Origin of the sequence: Rhodococcus sp. ACPA1, assembly GCF_002300195.1 — a bacterium.
GTDB lineage: Bacteria > Actinomycetota > Actinomycetes > Mycobacteriales > Mycobacteriaceae > Rhodococcus_F > Rhodococcus_F opacus.
Genome location: NZ_NSDX01000005.1, coordinates 665,652 through 681,920, shown reverse-complemented (window position 1 = coordinate 681,920; position 16,269 = coordinate 665,652). Strand labels below are relative to the sequence as shown.

The 16,269-nt window shown below is 69.1% G+C and carries 16 protein-coding genes; 9 read left to right on the top strand and 7 right to left on the bottom strand.

Translation table 11 applies throughout. The annotated features are described in order from the left end of the window. The first annotated feature begins 14 nt into the window (after window positions 1-14). From CJ177_RS27585 to CJ177_RS27575, 3 genes are read left to right on the top strand one after another with little or no spacing between them, the layout of a single operon-like run. Window positions 15-545 (top strand): (2Fe-2S)-binding protein, encoded by a 531-nt coding sequence (locus CJ177_RS27585; RefSeq protein ID WP_005570244.1) that lies wholly within the window; start codon window positions 15-17, stop codon window positions 543-545. Further along, window positions 542-2,917, top strand: a complete 2,376-nt coding sequence (locus CJ177_RS27580) for a xanthine dehydrogenase family protein molybdopterin-binding subunit (RefSeq protein ID WP_095869078.1) — start codon at window positions 542-544, stop codon at window positions 2,915-2,917. Before CJ177_RS27585 ends, CJ177_RS27580 begins: the two co-directional genes overlap by 4 nt. Then, window positions 2,914-3,768, top strand: a complete 855-nt coding sequence (locus CJ177_RS27575; protein WP_005244134.1) for a xanthine dehydrogenase family protein subunit M — start codon at window positions 2,914-2,916, stop codon at window positions 3,766-3,768. Before CJ177_RS27580 ends, CJ177_RS27575 begins: the two co-directional genes overlap by 4 nt. A 16-nt stretch (window positions 3,769-3,784) precedes the next feature. Here the strand turns inward: CJ177_RS27575 and CJ177_RS27570 are convergent, their stop codons facing one another. The 3 genes from CJ177_RS27570 to CJ177_RS27560 form a co-directional block, all read right to left on the bottom strand. Continuing rightward, entirely contained in the window at window positions 3,785-5,116 is a 1,332-nt protein-coding gene (locus CJ177_RS27570; protein ID WP_095869242.1) for an MFS transporter, read from the bottom strand. 222 nt (window positions 5,117-5,338) lie between these two features. Beyond that, window positions 5,339-5,770, bottom strand: coding sequence for a MarR family winged helix-turn-helix transcriptional regulator (locus CJ177_RS27565; protein WP_005244136.1), 432 nt, complete (start codon window positions 5,768-5,770; stop codon window positions 5,339-5,341). A 33-nt stretch (window positions 5,771-5,803) separates the two neighbouring features. Beyond that, window positions 5,804-7,258, bottom strand: a complete 1,455-nt coding sequence (locus tag CJ177_RS27560; protein WP_005244137.1) for an NCS2 family permease — start codon at window positions 7,256-7,258, stop codon at window positions 5,804-5,806. A 76-nt stretch (window positions 7,259-7,334) separates the two neighbouring features. Here CJ177_RS27560 and CJ177_RS27555 point away from each other — a divergent pair, with 76 nt between their 5' ends. Further along, on the top strand, window positions 7,335-7,583 hold the full coding sequence (locus tag CJ177_RS27555) for a DUF2530 domain-containing protein (protein ID WP_005244138.1): 249 nt from the start codon (window positions 7,335-7,337) through the stop codon (window positions 7,581-7,583). A gap of 19 nt (window positions 7,584-7,602) precedes the next feature. Here the strand turns inward: CJ177_RS27555 and CJ177_RS27550 are convergent, their stop codons facing one another. The 3 genes from CJ177_RS27550 to CJ177_RS27535 form a co-directional block, all read right to left on the bottom strand. Then, on the bottom strand, window positions 7,603-8,157 hold the full coding sequence (locus CJ177_RS27550) for a phosphatase PAP2 family protein (RefSeq protein WP_061700892.1): 555 nt from the start codon (window positions 8,155-8,157) through the stop codon (window positions 7,603-7,605). Next, the gene (locus tag CJ177_RS27545) at window positions 8,147-10,714 is read right to left on the bottom strand and encodes an ATP-binding protein (protein ID WP_095869077.1); all 2,568 of its coding nucleotides are present in this window, start codon (window positions 10,712-10,714) and stop codon (window positions 8,147-8,149) included. The genes CJ177_RS27550 and CJ177_RS27545 overlap by 11 nt, the downstream gene beginning before the upstream one ends. A gap of 176 nt (window positions 10,715-10,890) precedes the next feature. Further along, on the bottom strand, window positions 10,891-11,766 hold the full coding sequence (locus CJ177_RS27535; RefSeq protein WP_095869076.1) for a DUF3027 domain-containing protein: 876 nt from the start codon (window positions 11,764-11,766) through the stop codon (window positions 10,891-10,893). Between the two features lie 38 nt (window positions 11,767-11,804). Between CJ177_RS27535 and CJ177_RS27530 the strand changes: the two genes are divergently transcribed. The 3 genes from CJ177_RS27530 to CJ177_RS27520 all read left to right on the top strand — a co-directional run bounded on the left by CJ177_RS27530 (window position 11,805) and on the right by CJ177_RS27520 (window position 14,833). Further along, the gene (locus tag CJ177_RS27530; protein WP_005244147.1) at window positions 11,805-12,599 is read left to right on the top strand and encodes a glutaminyl-peptide cyclotransferase; all 795 of its coding nucleotides are present in this window, start codon (window positions 11,805-11,807) and stop codon (window positions 12,597-12,599) included. Window positions 12,600-12,670: 71 nt separating this feature from the next. Further along, entirely contained in the window at window positions 12,671-14,341 is a 1,671-nt protein-coding gene (locus CJ177_RS27525; RefSeq protein WP_005244150.1) for an MFS transporter, read from the top strand. A gap of 6 nt (window positions 14,342-14,347) precedes the next feature. Further along, complete coding sequence (locus CJ177_RS27520; RefSeq protein WP_061700896.1) at window positions 14,348-14,833, top strand: DUF2771 domain-containing protein; 486 nt, start codon at window positions 14,348-14,350, stop codon at window positions 14,831-14,833. Window positions 14,834-14,901: 68 nt separating this feature from the next. On the opposite strand, the gene CJ177_RS27515 is transcribed toward CJ177_RS27520, so the two are convergent. Next, complete coding sequence (locus tag CJ177_RS27515) at window positions 14,902-15,312, bottom strand: cold-shock protein (protein WP_025431900.1); 411 nt, start codon at window positions 15,310-15,312, stop codon at window positions 14,902-14,904. Window positions 15,313-15,465: 153 nt separating this feature from the next. Between CJ177_RS27515 and CJ177_RS27510 the strand changes: the two genes are divergently transcribed. Both CJ177_RS27510 and CJ177_RS27505 read left to right on the top strand, forming a co-directional pair. Then, window positions 15,466-15,705 carry a hypothetical protein gene (locus CJ177_RS27510; protein ID WP_005255274.1) on the top strand — a complete coding sequence of 80 codons (240 nt, stop codon included), beginning with the start codon at window positions 15,466-15,468 and terminating at the stop codon, window positions 15,703-15,705. Between the two features lie 30 nt (window positions 15,706-15,735). Next, on the top strand, window positions 15,736-16,113 hold the full coding sequence (locus CJ177_RS27505) for a YccF domain-containing protein (protein WP_005244158.1): 378 nt from the start codon (window positions 15,736-15,738) through the stop codon (window positions 16,111-16,113). The last annotated feature ends 156 nt before the right edge of the window (window positions 16,114-16,269 follow it).

Below are 16,269 nucleotides of genomic sequence, written 5' to 3'. Positions count from 1 at the left end.
GCTTTGGAGGCGCGATGCGCATCACTGTCACCGTCGACGGAACTACATACACGGACGAGGTGGAACCGCGACTACTCCTCGTCCACTATCTACGGGACCGGCTCGGCAAGGTCGGCACCGTCATCGGCTGCGACACCGGAAACTGCGGGGCGTGCACCGTTCACCTGAACGGTCACAGCGTCAAGTCCTGCTCGGTGCTCGCCGTGCAGGCCGACGGCGGCGACGTCCTCACCGTCGAAGGCCTGTCCCGGAACGGGACGTTGCACCCCGTGCAGCAGGCGTTCCGCGACAATCACGCCCTGCAGTGCGGCTACTGCACCCCCGGCATGATCATGCAGACCCTCGACCTGCTCGCCGAGGAACCCGACCCGGACGAGCGGACGGTGCGGCTGGGGTTGGAAGGCAACCTGTGCCGCTGCACCGGGTATCAGAACATCGTCAGCGCGGTGCAGGATGCGGCGCAGCGGTTGCGCGGCGGCGGCACCACCGAAGCACCGACGGCGGATGCACCGAAGACCGACACCGCGCAGGGAGGTGTGCGATGACCGCCACCGCGGAACCGGAAATCGGGAAGGCCCGCAAACGCAAGGAAGACGAACATCTGGTCACGGGGCGCACCCGCTGGACCGACAACCTCGTCCTGCCCGGCATGCAGCACCTGGCGATCCTGCGCAGCCCGTTCGCGCACGCCCGCATCACCGGTGTCGACGCCTCCGCCGCCCGCGAGATGCCCGGCGTCGTCGCGGTCCTCACCGGCGCCGATCTCGCCGGCGAGCAGGGCAGCCTGCCGTGTGCCTGGCCGATCACACCGGACATGAAGTCGCCGCCCGCCCCGTCCCTCGCGGTCGACGGCGTGAACTTCGCCGGCGAGGCCGTCGCGGTCGTGGTGGCGCGCAGCGCCTACGAGGCGCACGACGCACTCGAGGTGATCGACGTCGAGTACGACGAACTGCCGGTCGTGCTCGATCTCGCGGGCGCGGCCGCCGACGGCGCCGACCTCGTGCACCCGGATCTCGGGACGAACGTCAGCGCCACCTGGACCTTCGACTCCGCGGAGGCCGGCACGGGCGGCGACGTCGAGCAGGCCATCCGCGACGCCGAGGTACTCGTCGAGCGCACGTTCCGGCAGCAGCGGCTGATCCCGGCGTTCATGGAACCCCGCTCGGTGGTGGTCGACCCGACCGGCGCCCAGATCACCATGTGGTCCGCCACGCAGATCCCCCACATCCTGCGGCTGATGCTGGCGATGACGCTCGACATACCGGAGCACAAACTGCGCGTCGTCGCCCCGGACGTCGGCGGCGGTTTCGGCGGCAAGCTTCAGGTGACGCCGGAGGAAGTCATTGCGCTGCTCGTCGCGCGACGACTCGGCAAGCCCGTCAAGTACACCGAGTCCCGCAGCGAATCGATGGTCGCGGCGCATCACGGACGCGACCAGATCCAGAAACTGACACTGGCCGCCCGCCGCGACGGCACCGTCACCGGAATGAAGGTGGAACTGCTCGCCGACATGGGCGCGTACCTGCGCCTGGTCACTTCGGGGGTGCCGATCCTGGGCGCGTTCATGTTCAACGGCATCTACAAGTTCCCGGCGTATCACTTCACGTGCACCAACGTCTTCACCAACAAGGTGCCGACCGACGCGTACCGCGGGGCGGGCCGCCCGGAGGCGACGTTCGCGATCGAACGGATGATGGACGAACTCGCGACCGAGTTGTCGATGGATCCGCTGGAATTGCGGGCGAAGAATTGGATCACCCACGAGGAGTTCCCGTTCGACACCGTCGCGGGTCTGACATACGACTCCGGCAACTACGAGGCCGCCACCGCGCACGCGCGGGAGTTGTTCGACTACGACGGGCTCCGGCGCGAACAGGCGGAGCGCCGCGAGCGGAAGGACCCGGTGCAACTCGGCATCGGGGTGTCCACGTTCACCGAGATGTGCGGGCTGGCGCCGTCGCGCACCCTCGGCGCGCTGGCCTACGGGGCCGGCGGGTGGGAACACGCGGCGATCCGGATGCTGCCCACCGGCAAGGTCGAGGTGGTCACCGGTTCGTCGGCGCACGGCCAGGGTCACGAGACCGCGTGGAGCCAGGTGGTCGCGGATCAGCTCGGGGTTCCGTTCGAGGACGTCGAGGTGCTGCACGGCGACACCCAGACGTCGCCGCGTGGCATGGACACGTACGGTTCCCGGTCGCTGGCGGTCGGGGCGATCGCCGTCGTGAAGGCCGCCGAGAAGGTGATCGCGAAAGCCAGGCCCATCGCGGCGCACCTGATGGAGTGCGCCGAGGACGATCTCGAGTTCACCGAGGGCAGGTTCCGGGTGAAGGGCACCGAGAAGGCTGTCGGCATCGCCGATGTCGCGCTCGCCGTGTTCGCCGCGCACGACCTGCCGGAGGGTGTGGAACCGAATCTGGATTCCGAGGCCGCGTACGACCCGGAGAATTTCTCTTTCCCGCACGGCACGCACCTGTGCGCGGTGGAGGTGGACACCGAGACCGGGAAGGTCGGCATCCGCTCCTACGTGTGCGTCGACGACATCGGGCACGTGGTCAACCCGCTGATCGTGGAAGGTCAGGTGCACGGCGGACTCGCCCAGGGCATCGCGCAGGCCCTGTACGAGGAGGCGGTGTACGACGAGTCCGGCACCCTCCTGTCGGGTTCCTTCGCCGAATATCACGTGCCGTCGGCGGCGGATCTGCCGACGTTCACCACGGGCCGCACCGAGACACCCGCCACCGGTAATCCGCTCGGCGTCAAGGGGGTCGGTGAAGCGGGGACGATCGCGTCCACCCCGGCCGTCGTCAATGCCGTCCTCGACGCCGTCCGCCAGTTCGGGGTGCGTGACGTCGAGATGCCGTGTACGCCGATGCGGGTCTGGAGCGCCATCCACACCGCTCAGGGAGGTGCCCGATGATTCCGTCAAGCTTCGACTACGTGTCCCCGACCTCCGTCGAACAAGCGGTGGCCGCGCTCGCCGAGGCCGGGGAGGACGCCAAGATACTCGCGGGCGGCCAGAGCCTGCTGCCGGTGCTGCGGCTGCGGTTGTCTTCGCCGAGCACCCTCGTCGACCTGGGCCGGATCGGTGAGTTGCGCGGTGTCCGCGACGACGGGGACAGCCTCGTGATCGGTGCGATGACCACGTACTACGACCTGATCCGCGACCCGCTCGTCCACGAGCACGCGCTGCTGCTCGTCGAGGCCACCCGCACCGTCGCCGATCCGCAGATCCGGCACCGCGGCACGCTGGGTGGCGCTCTGGCGCATGCCGATCCGGCGGGCGACCTCTGCGCGCCCGCTCTGGCACTCGACGCCACCCTGACCGCCGTGGGTACCGCGGGCAGGCGGAGCATCCCGGTCGCGGACTTCTTCGAGGGCTACTACACCACCACGCTGCGACCGGACGAGATCCTCGTGGACGTGCGGGTTCCCAAGCACACGGGCTGGGAGGCGCGGTACGAGAAGTTCAACACGGTCGCGGAGGCCTGGTCGATCGTGGCGGTGGCCGCGACGATCCAGGTCGACGGCGGCACGATCCGGCAGGCCCGGGTGGCGCTGACCAACATGGGGGCCGTGCCGGTGCGGGCTCGCGGCGTCGAGGACGCGCTCGTCGGCAATGCCGCCGACCCGGAGCTGATCCGGGCGGCGGCCGAGCACGCCGCCGAGGGCACCGACCCGATCACCGACGGCAACGCCGACGCCGAGTACCGCAGCCACCTCGCGAGAGTGCTGACCCGGCGGGCGGTGGCGACCGCGGTCGGCGTCTGATCGGTTCCGGCAGCCGTCAGGACCGCGGGTCGCGGCTCGCTTCCACGGCCTGCTCGGTGGCGTCGCAGACCACCACGGGGTGCGGTTCGAGATCGTTGTGCAGTTCGATCACCGGGAGGTAGCTGCCGGCGTCGGGTCTGCGCACCGTCACCCGCACCCGCTGGTGCCGCATCAGGTACAGGGCCGCGCCGATCCCGCTCACCAGGGAGATCGCACCTCCGATCACGAGCGGGGCGCGGGGGTCGAGGACGTCGGCCAGCCATCCCAGAACCGGACTGCCCAGCGGGGTGCCGCCGAGGAAACACAGCATGTAGATGCCCATCACCCGGCCACGCATCTCGGACGGCACGGACATCTGCAGGATGTTCATCGCCGCCGTCGTGAACGTCAGCGTCAGCGCGCCGGTCGGGACGAGCATGATCGCGACCAGCGCGTAGGTGGGCATCAGTCCCACCAGAATCTCGAACGCCCCGAACGCGGCCGCGGCCCCGAGGAACGTGCGCAGCCGCGGCGGAGTCTTGCGTTTCGCGGCGATCGTGGCGCCGGCGAGCGTGCCCACGGCGAGGGTGGTCGACAGCAGTCCGTAGGCGTCCGCGCCGCGCTCGAACGTGTTGCGGGCGAGAACGGCGAGACTGATCGGGAAGTTCAGCCCGAACGTCGACACCATGAACACCGCCACCATCAGCACCCGCAGGTCGGTGCGACCCCACACGTAACGGAAACCCTCGCGGACCTGCCCTTTCCCGCGTTCCGCCTGGGGTGCCGTGAACAGTTCGCGGGTGTTCATCATCAGCAGGGCGATCAGCACACCGGTGAACGTGCCCACGTTGAGCAGGAACACCCACCCCGTGCCGATGAGGGTGATCAGCACACCCGAGATCGCCGGACCGATGATGCGAGCCGTGTTGAACGTCATCGAGTTCAGGGCGATCGCATTGGGCAGCGACTCCTTGCCGACCATCTCGATCGTGAACGACTGCCGCGCCGGCGCGTCGATCGCCGATGCGCAGCCGAGTAGAAACGCGATGAGGTAGACGTGCCACAGGGCCACCAGCCCGCCGACGTCCAGCAGCCCGAGCACCAGTGCGCACAACGCCATCGACACCTGCGTCGCGATCAGGATGCGCCGCTTGTCGTACCGGTCGGCGAGCACGCCGCCCCACACGGACAGGAACAGGGTCGGACCGAACTGCAGTGCCATCACGATGCCGACCGCGAGCGCGTTGCCGTTCGACAACGTCAGGACGAGCCAGTCCTGCGCCACCCGCTGCATCCAGGTTCCGACGAGGGAGACGATCTGCCCCGACGCCCACAGCCGGTAGTTCCGGGTGCGGAGAGCGACGAACATGCCGGTCTTCGGCTGGGCTGAGGCGGTGGACTCGGATTCGGGCGGCACACATCCATCTTGCTCCCGGACCCGGCGCCCCATCGACCGGCCCTGGGTGGACATCGGGGGCCGGATCACTCCGGATGCCGGCTACGTTCTCCGGCAACGGGTTTCCCTGCACCTCGGGGTGCGGGCAGTCGAATGCCGTTGTACGGGTGGAGACTGCAGGCAGCAGCCGTCGGGCTACTCCGAGTCGGCGACGATGGACGTGATGATGCCGACCGCGTCGCGGAGGGTCTTCAGCTGAGCCTCGTCGAGCCCGGACAGCCGCTCGTTCATCCACGCCTCGCGGGCGTGGGTCTCGTCCGCGATCAGGGCGTGACCGGCGTCCGACAGCGTGACGATGATCTGCCGTCCGTCGGTGGGATGCGGTGCCCGCTCGACCAGCCCCAGTTCGACCAGGGAAGCGATGACCCGGGTCATCGACGGCGGCTGCACCTTCTCCCGAGCCGCGAGATTGCCCGGCGTCATGGCGCCGTCGCGGGCAAGGGTGGCCAGAGCCGACAGCTGGGTCAGCGATACCTGGGCGTCGACGCGACGCCCACGCAGGTGACGCGTGAGGCGCACGACAGCCAGGGAGAGGTCGCTGGCGAGTGCTCGCGTATCCGTGGTCACGGGAATGACAATACGGGACCGATCGGCCGCCGTTTACGTTACTGCGTCGGTGATCGGACCGACCGCGAAGTAGGCCACGAAGAGAAGCGCCACCACCCACATCAACGGGTGAATCTTCTTGATACCACCGCTCGCAGCATTGAGGACGACCCACGACACGAATCCGACGCCGATGCCGTTGGCGATCGAGTACGTGAACGGCATGACGGCGATGGTGAGGAACGCGGGCAGCGCGATCGAGAACTGGGTGAAATCGATGTCGCGGACCTGACCGATCATCATCGCGCCCACCACGACCAGCGCCGGCGCGGCGGCCTCGATCGGCACCACCGAATACAGCGGGGTCAGGAACATCGCGGCCAGGAACAGTAGTCCCGTCACCACATTCGCGAGTCCGGTGCGGGCGCCCTCGGCGATACCGGAAGCGGATTCCACGAACACGGTGTTGGACGACGCCGACGCGCCGCCACCGACGATGGCGCCGGTGCCCTCGACGACCAGGGCCCGTCCGATGTTGGGCAGGTTGCCGTCCTCGTCGGTGAGGCCCGCCTCCTTGCCGAGCCCGGTCATCGTGCCCATGGCGTCGAAGAAGTTGGCGAGCACCAGCGTGAACACCAGCAGGCTGGCGGCGAGTACGCCGATGCGGGTGAACGCGCCGAAGATGCTGACGTCGCCGACGAGGCTGAGATCCGGAAGTTCCGCCAGCACATCGGGTGCGGCCGGGACACTGAGGTTCCAGCCGTGGGGGTTCACGCCCAGCGACGGTCCGACGCCGGCGACGGCCTCGATGATCGCGGCCAGCACGGTGGTGACGACGATGCCGATCAGCAGACCGCCGCGCACCTTGCGCACCACCAGGACACCCATCAGCAGCACACCGAACACGAACGTCACGGTCGGCCAGGAGGAGATCGATCCGTTGATTCCCAGGCCGACGGGGACGGTGGTGCCGGCGGCGTCCGGGATGCGCCGCACGAAACCGGCGTCGACGAGACCGATGAACGCGATGAACATGCCGATACCGGCGGCGATGGCGGATTTGAGCTCGGCCGGAATGGCATTGAACACGGCCGTCCGGAATCCGGTGAGCGCCAACACGACGATGATGACACCGTCGATCACCACGAGGCCCATCGCCTCGGGCCAGGTGACCTGCGGTGCGATGGTGACGGCGAGAAGACTGTTGATGCCGAGGCCCGCCGCGATCGCGAAGGGATAGTTCGCGACGACCCCGAACACGATGCTCATCAGTCCCGCCACCAGGGCCGTGACCGCGGCCACCTGGTTGACGGGGAGGATGTTGCCGAGGACGTCGGTCTTCGCGACGGCGTCGTCGGCGGAGAAGCTACCGAGGATGAGCGGGTTCAGCACCACGATGTATGCCATCGCGACGAACGTCACCACTCCGCCGCGGATCTCCGCGCCTACCGTCGAACCACGCTCGGTGATCTTGAAGTAGTTGTCGAGCAGTTTCGGAGCAGCACCCATTGTTCAGTCCCCATCGCCAGAAGTCGCGCGTCGCCCTTGGAGATTAGGGCACCACGGCGAGGGTAGCGTTCATTCGGTGAACGAATCCGCAGATCGCCCACCCCTCACTCAGCGCCTCGCCGACCCGCGACCTGCGCTGATACTGGGAACGCTGGCGTGGGCGGTCGCGGCCGTCGTGGTGATCGTCACGGGCGACCGGTGGTCGGATGCGCTTCCGACGTGTATAGCGGGGGTCGTCGTCGGATTCCTCGGCTACGGATTGTTCGCGTTGCAGCGGCGGGCGGCCCGGCGCGGCAGCCGCGGGGCACAGCAGGGACTGCTCTAGTGATGCAGCAGGGACTGCTCTAGATCTCGCTGGGGGTCAGGGCGCGGCGGGGCCGGGTGCGGGTCAGCAGGATCCAGAACGCCGCCCACAGCGCGCCGAATGCCCACCCGGCGAGGACGTCGGTCGTCCAGTGCGCGGCGAGGTAGACGCGCGACAGCCCCACCGCCAGCGTGTACAGCACCAGCAGGACGACCAGCGCGATCCGGACGTACCCCACCAGCACGACCCGGAGGGTCACGGCGACGAGAACGCTCGCGAGGATCGCGGTCATCATCGCGTGACCGGACGGGAACGAGAACGTCGAGATCTCCACCAGCCGATCCGGCAGTGGCGGGCGCTGCCGCTCGAACAGATTCTTGAGCGTGGTCATCACGGCCAGACCCGACAGCATCGCGCCGGCCACGAGGACGGCTTCGCGCCGACGGTCCCGGAGCAGGAGGGCGATCGTCAGGACGGTGGACACGATCCAGGCCGCGACGGTTCCGCCGCTGTGCGTGACGACGGTGACGACGTCGATCAACCACGGTGTGCGGTCCCCGACGGCACTGTCGAGAACGCTCTGGTCAAACGACACCGGCGGCGCCCCACGTGCCTTCGGCCCACGACTCGGAGCAATGGGTGGTCCCCTGCTCGTCCACCCACCACGGGACCGCGATCTCGGTGTCGACCGCGCCCGTGAGCTTCACCGTGAGCCGGGGATGGACGACGACGGGACCGTGCGGCAGGTCGCGGCCGAGTGCGGCGAAGGCGAGCACCGCGGCGGGTTCGCGTTCCCACGAGGATTCGCGGCCGGAACCGGTGACGGTGCCGCGGATGGCCGCGGACGCGAGGGGGAGGTCCAGCAGATCGGCGAGAGCCTCGGCGGTGTCCAGGCTCCCGACCACCAGTCGCTCGCGCGGCACCGCGGCGGCCAGCCACGGTGCGTCCAGCACCAGGGCGTCGCCGGGGTCGACGAGTGCGCCCGTCAGGCCGCGCACGTGTTCGGGCAGGTGAAGTTCCTCGAGGTCGAGAAGATGTGCGGCCGCGGCGGCCGCGAGCAGGCTGTGCGCCCGCGCGATCACCGCCGGGCTCGGTTCGCGGTCCGGATCGGCCAGTCGATCCAGGAGTAGCTGCGCGAGTTCGGGGGAGTCGACCGTCGACGGCGCCAGGGCCGCCGCGAACACGGCGGATTCCGGGTGCTCGACGGGGTCGAGCAGTCCGGCGAACGTCTCGTCGGTGGGGTCGCGGAGCAGACCGAGCACCTGACCGTCCAACTCTGCGTTGTGACGCAGCCACCAGGCCGTGTACCCGGCGCGGTCGGCGAGCAGCGGACGCGTCGACGGGTCCCGGGCGAGCATCGTCAGCGCCTGCGGCCAGCGGTCCTCGTCCACCAGGTCCAGGTCGCGCACCGCCCCGATCTCGTCGGGGTCGTCGTCGAGCGTGTCCCACCAGCGGTCCTCGTCGTCGAGGTCGTGATCGGGGCCGGTGGGGAGTTCGGTGCGCAGCACGGTGAAACCCCAGCCGACACCCACGGCGCGGAGGGCGTCCTCCCCCACCCGCTCGGCGAACGCGGCGTCCACGCACGTGAACGGTGAGTCGTCCACCAGGACGTCGGCGAGAGGCGCACCGGGCAACAGCAATTCGTCCGCACCGCGCAACTCCCCGTCGACGTCCGGGAGGGGCAGCTGGCCGAGCCACGACGGCAGGGTGCCGGGGTCGACGCGCCCGGCGAGCGCGAGCACCGCGGTCGACAGTTCTTCTGCCGCCGCCGCGTCGTCGGGGTCGAGATCCTCGATCTCGGCCCGCAACGCCGGATCCGAGAGCAGGTCGACGGCCGTGGCGGTCTTCGCGCCGAGCCGCGACAGCAGCGGGTGCGCGGCATCCGGGTGGACGAGCCGCGTCCAGTCGACCCCCAGGACGCCGTCGATGTCGTGACCCAGCAACACCGTTCGCGGACCGGTCACCGTGCGGCCGTCGGACAGCGGAACCGGGATCGACGCCAGTTCCTCCGCCGCGAGGGCGTCGACGGCCAGCGGTTCGAGCGCCGCGTACAGGCGCTGCCACCAGGACGGTGTCCGCTCGATGCCACTGAGAAGTTCGGTGAGGCGGGCCAGGCCGAGGCGGTGGGCGTCGACGGCGGCCAGCGCGGGCGCCCAGCGTGGCCCGGACAGATCCGGGACGACGAGCCCGTCGACGATCTCGGTGAGGAGTTCGGCGAGTTCCTCGGTGAGCCCGGGGACCACCGACGCCCGAACCGGGGCCTTGTTCGTGCCGCCGACGGTCGGCAGCCAGGGCTGCTCCCGGAGTTCGGTGACGAGATGGTCCCGCAACGCCGAGTCCACCTCGCTGCGTGCGAACGCGGGAACGGGAACCAGCGACAGTCGCTGCTCGGGCGGCACCGCGGCCACGAACTCGGCGTATCCGGACGCCAACTCGGCGGTCGACGCGCCGGGCAGGATGCGCCTGCGGTCGGGTTGCATGGCGATGTCCGCGACGAGGATCGCGGGTATCGACAGTTCCTCGTCCGACCGTGTGGGGGCGCGCAGGACGTCCTCCGTCACGGGTGAGACGACGCCGTCGCGAACCGGGACGAGCCAGCGTGCGCGCCCGGACTCGTACTGCCACCAGCGGTCGTCGCCGATCGCGACCTCGGTCAACCCGGAATCGAGTGGTCGTTCGCGCCGACGGAACTGCTTGTCGCCCACGGTGATCGAGACGAGTGCCGGGAGTTCGAGCAGGAGGTCGGGTGCCTCGCGGGCCATGTAGGCGAGCAGCGACTCGCCGTCCACGTCCTCGCGCAGCGTCAACACGACTTCCGACGCCGCGCCTGCGGCCGGCCGGTTCTCCGTCGGCCACGCCAGCCGTAGGGCGGGCACGTCCGCTCCCGGGTCCGCACCGTCGAGTTCCCGGAGTTCCGACCTGGTCCGTTCCCCGGAGAACAGCACCGAACCGGACGTCGACCGCAGTTCGACCTCGTCGCTCACCGACAGCACCGCAGTGAAACCGACGCCGTAGCGGCCGACGGTCGTCCCGGACTTGTTCGACGCGCGCAACGCGACGAGCGCCTGGACTCCCGGCTCGTCCAGCGGGGTGCCCGTGTTGGACACGCTCAGGACGCGTCCGTCGAGTTGCACGGAGAGCTCACCGGGCACTTCGGCGCGGGCGGCGGCGTCGGCCGCGTTCTGCGCCAGCTCGGTGAGGAGCCGGTCGCGGTAGCCGGCGCGCGCCAGATCGGATTCGGCCGCCGCATCCTCCCGCAGACGGGTCGGGGACGTTCGCCACGCCAGAAGCGTCGAATCCCTCAGGGCGGCGGTGCCGAAAGGATCGGCTAGCTGGTCGATGCGGATTCCTCGGCCTCGGTGACCTCGGCAGCAGCTTCGGGCTCGGGCCGCGACTCGGATTCGGCCTCGGTCTCGGTCTCCGTCTCGGCGACAGCCCGCTCGACGACCTCGACGGCGCCGTCGTCGTAGGCGTCGAATTGCGGCGAACCGGCACCCGAAGGCAGCAGGGTGTCGGAGTGGGCGCCGCAACCGTAGGTGGCGTCGACCACGTGCCCGTCGGCGGCCATCTCGTTGCCGCACACCCCGAACGACGCGTGCAGCGAACCGGCGAGCGGGAGGTAGAAGCCGCACAGCCCACACGTCGACGGCGCCGCCTTGGCCATCTCGGAATCGGGGCCGTAGTCGCCGTCGTGCCAGCGTTCGGCAGCATCGACGCGACCCTCGAGGCTCATCACCTGCTTGCGACCCAGGCCGAGTTCGAGAGCGACCTCGTCGATCTCGGGGTCACCCGTCGCCACATAGCCGGGGACGAGGCGGGGGTCACCGGCCGGCGGTGCCAGCAGATCGCCCGCGGACAGGTCGCCGGGGCGAATGCGCTGGTCCCACGGAATCCACTCGGGTGCGATCAGCGCATCGGGTCCGGGGAGGAGGGCGAGTTCGCTGACGGTGGCATGGTCCGCTTCGGGATCGGCAGCCACCACCACCGCCCACTGCCAGCCCCGGTAGCCCGGAAGATCCGCAACGAAGCGGTGAGTCGCGGCGCACGCGTCCTCGGACGTGACGCCCAGGTAGTCGCCGACTCCCCCTTCCTGCAGTTCGACCAAGGCGGTTCGGGCGAGCTCGACGGCGTCGGTCAGTACGGGACGCGCCACTGCGCGCTCGTCGGAAGAAGCAACACTCACACCACCAGTTTGCCGCACCACCGCAAGTGCGTGCCCACCTGGGCTGTCATGCTGGTCCGATGACCGGCCGGAGGCACCTCGTCCCAGCCCTGCTCGCGGTGGCGTGGATGGTCACCGCGTGCTCCCCGCAGAGTCCCGTGGCGGCGGGCGCGTCCGACGCGGACCTTCACGTGGAGATCGTCCGCACCCTCGACCACGACCCGAATGCGTTCACCCAGGGACTCGAGATCGACGGCCCCGAGTTGCTCGAGGGCACCGGCCGCCCCGGCGAGTCCTGGGTGCAGGCCACCGACCTCGACAGCGGCACCGTCCGGGCGCGCGCGGAATTGCCGTCCCCCCTGTTCGGCGAGGGCATCACGGTGAGCGGCGACACGATCTGGCAGCTGACGTGGCGTGACGGGGTGGCCGTCGCCCGGGATCGCGCGACACTCGCCGAACAGCGGCGAGTCCCGTTCGACGGCGAAGGGTGGGGCATCTGCGCGTTGCCCGACGCCCTCGTCACCAGTGACGGCTCACCCACCCTCACGTTCCGCGACCCGGTCACGTTCGAACCCCGGCGCACCGTGCAGGCGGCGCAGGACGGAAGCCCGCTGTCCCGCCTCAACGAACTCGAATGCGCGGACGACGGCGCGATCTACGCGAACGTCTGGACCACCGACACCCTCGTCCGCATCGATCCCTCGGACGGGCGGGTCACCGCGGAGGTCGACGCCTCGGCCCTGCGCGACGCGCTTCCGCCGGGCCCGCGGGACGTCGACGTCCTCAACGGCATCGCCCAGATCCCGGGAACGGACCGCTTCCTCGTCACCGGAAAGTACTGGCCGCGCATGTTCGAGGTGCGGTTCGTTCCCTGACAGGCCGATCTGACCAGCATTGGCCGGGGTTGCTGTGGTCGCATGTCTCCCGACTAGGACAGAATTAGGGAGTGACCGGACCGCGCGAACCCTACGAGCCTGACGGCGGTCGGGCTCCTGACGAGAATTCCGGGCCCCCCGTTCATCCCGGCTACGACAAATACCCGCCGGCCGCACGCTCGGGAGGTCGACGCACACCGCTCCCACCCCTCCATCCGGTCGGCGGCGGGCAGCGTCCCCGTTCCGACGAGGAACGGGCGGACGCCCCCAAGGCGCCGCCGATGCCGCGCAAACTCACCGTCACCCGGGTCGCGGCGATGCGCAGCCGGGAACTCACCAACAAGGGCATCGCGACGTTCCATCGCGCGGCCAAGGCGGACGGTGCGGACAAGTCGGGGCTGACCGCGCTCACCTACGCGGTGATGGCCAACAACGCGACCGACGCGGCCATCGCCGTCGCGCTGGCGAACACACTGTTCTTCTCGGCCGCGACAGGCGAGGACAAGACGAAGGTCGCGCTGTACCTCCTGATCACCATCGCCCCGTTCGCCGTCATCGCTCCGCTGATCGGTCCGATGCTCGACCGGCTTCAGCACGGCCGTCGCGTCGCACTGGCCACGTCGTTCGGCCTCCGGACGATCCTGGCGATCGTCCTCGTCTTCAACTTCGACAGCTGGGTGCTGTATCCGGCCGCGCTCGGAATGATGGTGCTCAGCAAGTCCTTCTCGGTGCTCAAGAGTGCGGTCACACCACGTGTGCTGCCACCGGAGATCGACCTGGTGCGGGTCAACTCCCGGCTCACCGTGTTCGGACTTCTCGGCGGAACCATCGGTGCCGGCGCCCTCGCGGGTGGTCTCGCCATGGCCACCGGGTCCGTCGGCGCGCTGTGGCTGGCGGCGGTCATCACCGCCCTCGGCGCGTACCTCAGCATGCGGATCCCGTCGTGGGTGGAGGTCACCGAGGGCGAGGTCCCCGCCACCCTCACGTACCACGGCGACGAGCACCCCACCGAGGTGCTGGGACGCACCCGCGTGCTGCAGCCCGAGGCCGCGGCCACCGCAAAATCCGGTAAACGCAGGCAACCGCTGGGCCGCGCGGTCATCACCGGGTTGTGGGGCAACAGCACCATCCGCGTGCTCACCGGGTTCCTCACGCTGTACATCGCGTTCGTCGCGAAGTCGAAGACCGACCACGAGCCGCTGGTGCAGGCCGCGATGCTCGGTCTGGTCGGCGCCGCCGCCGGCATCGGCAACTTCGCCGGCAACGCCGCGGGCGCCCGGATCAAACTCGGCCGCCCCGCCCTGATCGTGCTGCGCTGCACGGGTGCCGTGTGGATCATCGCCGTCCTCGCCGCGATCACCGACAACCTGCTCACCGCCGCCCTCGCCACCCTCGTCGCGTCGGCGGCCAGCGCCCTCGCCAAGGTGTCGCTGGACGCGTCGCTGCAGCACGACCTGCCCGAGGAGTCCATCGCGTCCGGATTCGGCAGATCCGAGACGGTTCTGCAGCTGAGCTGGGTCGTGGGCGGCGCGCTGGGCGTACTGCTGCCCACCGAGTACTGGATCGGGTTCTCGGTCGTGTCCGCCGTCATGACCATCGGGCTCGTCCAGACCGTCCTCACCTACCGCGGCAGCACCCTTCTGCCCGGACTCGGCGGAAAACGCCCCGACCTGGCCGAACAAGAAGTGACCGAGCCCCACTCGACCCACCGGGCCGACCGATCGACAGGAAATGTGACGTAAGTGAGAATGCAGGCGCGAACCAAGAAGATCCTGGCACTGATCGTGGTGGGCCTGATGGTGGTCCTGGTGGCCTTCGTCGGAGTCATGTACGCGCTCATCCGCAATTCCTCGCCCCGCCTGCCCGAGATCACCGCCTTCGCGCACAACCGGGCCGAGCAGATCCCCCCGCTGGCGTACTGCAACCTGTATCTCGAGGACTGCACGACCGGCGACCTCGCCGAACTCGACGTGCCCCCCGGCTCCTCGCTGCAGCTGTCGCTGCCGCAGGAGATCGTCGATGCACCGTGGCGCATGCTCGTCGTGTACCAGGACGCATCGGGGCAGGTCGTCGTCCAGCAACAGGCTCACCGTGCCGGTGAGACCCGCGCCGTGACCGTGCCGTCGTCGGAGGACCTGCAGCTGGCAGGCGTCGAGATCCAGTTGCCGTCCGCCGTCATCGACGAGCAGGGGCTCACGCAGGCGCGGGCCGCCTGGTCGATCAAGACGGCCTGACCGAGCCGCTCACACGAGAAGGGCCTCCGCGCACCGATGCGCGGAGGCCCTTCTCGTGGTCGGTCGAATCAGCTGTCGAGCTCACGCGCGACGGCGCGGACCACCTCGGAGATGCGCTGGGCCGTCTTGCGGTCCGGGTACTTGCCCTTGCGGAGGTCGGGCTGGACCTTCGCCTCGAGCAGCGTGATCATGTCCTCGACCATGCCGTGGAGTTCGTCCGGCGTGTGCTTCTTGGCGGACGGCTCCTTGCGCGCGGCGTTCTGACGCAGCGACGGCGCCGGGTCGAGCACCTTGAGGCTCAGAGCCTGGGGTCCGCGTCGACCGGCGGCCATGCCGAACTCGACGCGCTGGCCGGCCTTGAGGCCGTCGACGCCCTCGGGAAGAGCGGACGAACGCACATAGACGTCCTCCCCCTCCTCCTGCGACAGAAAGCCGAAGCCCTTTTCGACGTCGTACCACTTCACCTTGCCGGTCGGCACCGCGTTCACCCGCTCATCACTTGGAGTGCAGTTGGTTGCACTTGGTATGCAAAACAGCGCGCCCCACCTCTGGTGCGGGACGCGCAGTGCCCACAGTCTACCTTGCAGAGACCCCCTCCGGCATCCGGGTTTCCAGGCACTATCGTTGCTGGTGTGGCCCACGAACCGACTCCTTCGAGCACTCCTCAGACACCCCGGAGGGGCGACGGACTGCTGCGCGTCGCACTCGCCCTCTTCGCGATCGGCTTCGTCGCGATCGTGGCGATCTTCCTGACCCCGGTGCTCTCCGATTCCGAACCGGGCCTCGTTCTCTATCTCATCGCCCTCGCGTGCCCGATCGGCTTCCTTCTCGGAATCGTCGCGGCACTGAGGCAGGGCAGACGCTCGCGCTGACACACCCGACCACCGACCGATGGGACGATCATGAGAATTCTGCTCAACATCATCTGGCTGATCTTCGGCGGTCTGTGGCTGGCGCTGGGGTACTTCGTCGCCGGAATCCTCTGCTGCATCCTGATCATCACGATCCCGTTCGGCATCGCGTCGTTCCGGGTCGGCGTCTACGCACTGTGGCCGTTCGGCAAGACGGTGGTCGACAAGCCGACGGCCGGTGTGGCCTCGCTGATCGGCAACGTCATCTGGTTCGTCATCGCTGGTCTGTGGCTCGCGATCGGGCACGTCGTCACGGCAATCGCCATGGCGATCACGATCATCGGGATCCCGCTCGCGGTCGCGAATCTCAAGATGATCCCCATCTCGCTCATGCCTCTCGGCAAGGACATCGTCGACGCTCCCCAGTGATGTGAGCTTCCTCACATAACGGCCCGGTAACGGAAGGGCAACGGCTCGGCGATACGCACGTCTTGTCCCCACTAGCTGGGAAGAGTCCCTGCGCGCCCAATGAGGCCCCGCAACAGGCGAAGACACTCCGCGTTATCAAATGGTGACACTGCGGCC

Coding starts and splice junctions, on each gene's coding strand:
- CJ177_RS27575 (WP_005244134.1), top strand. CDS start 2,914: ATGATTCCGTCAAGCTTCGACTACGTGTCCCCGACCTCCGTCGAACAA.
- CJ177_RS27505 (WP_005244158.1), top strand. CDS start 15,736: ATGAGAATTCTGCTCAACATCATCTGGCTGATCTTCGGCGGTCTGTGG.
- CJ177_RS27585 (WP_005570244.1), top strand. CDS start 15: ATGCGCATCACTGTCACCGTCGACGGAACTACATACACGGACGAGGTG.
- CJ177_RS27570 (WP_095869242.1), bottom strand. CDS start 5,116: ATGTTCGTCGCTCTCCGCACCCGGAACTACCGGCTGTGGGCGTCGGGG.
- CJ177_RS27530 (WP_005244147.1), top strand. CDS start 11,805: ATGACCGGCCGGAGGCACCTCGTCCCAGCCCTGCTCGCGGTGGCGTGG.
- CJ177_RS27580 (WP_095869078.1), top strand. CDS start 542: ATGACCGCCACCGCGGAACCGGAAATCGGGAAGGCCCGCAAACGCAAG.
- CJ177_RS27560 (WP_005244137.1), bottom strand. CDS start 7,258: ATGGGTGCTGCTCCGAAACTGCTCGACAACTACTTCAAGATCACCGAG.
- CJ177_RS27520 (WP_061700896.1), top strand. CDS start 14,348: ATGCAGGCGCGAACCAAGAAGATCCTGGCACTGATCGTGGTGGGCCTG.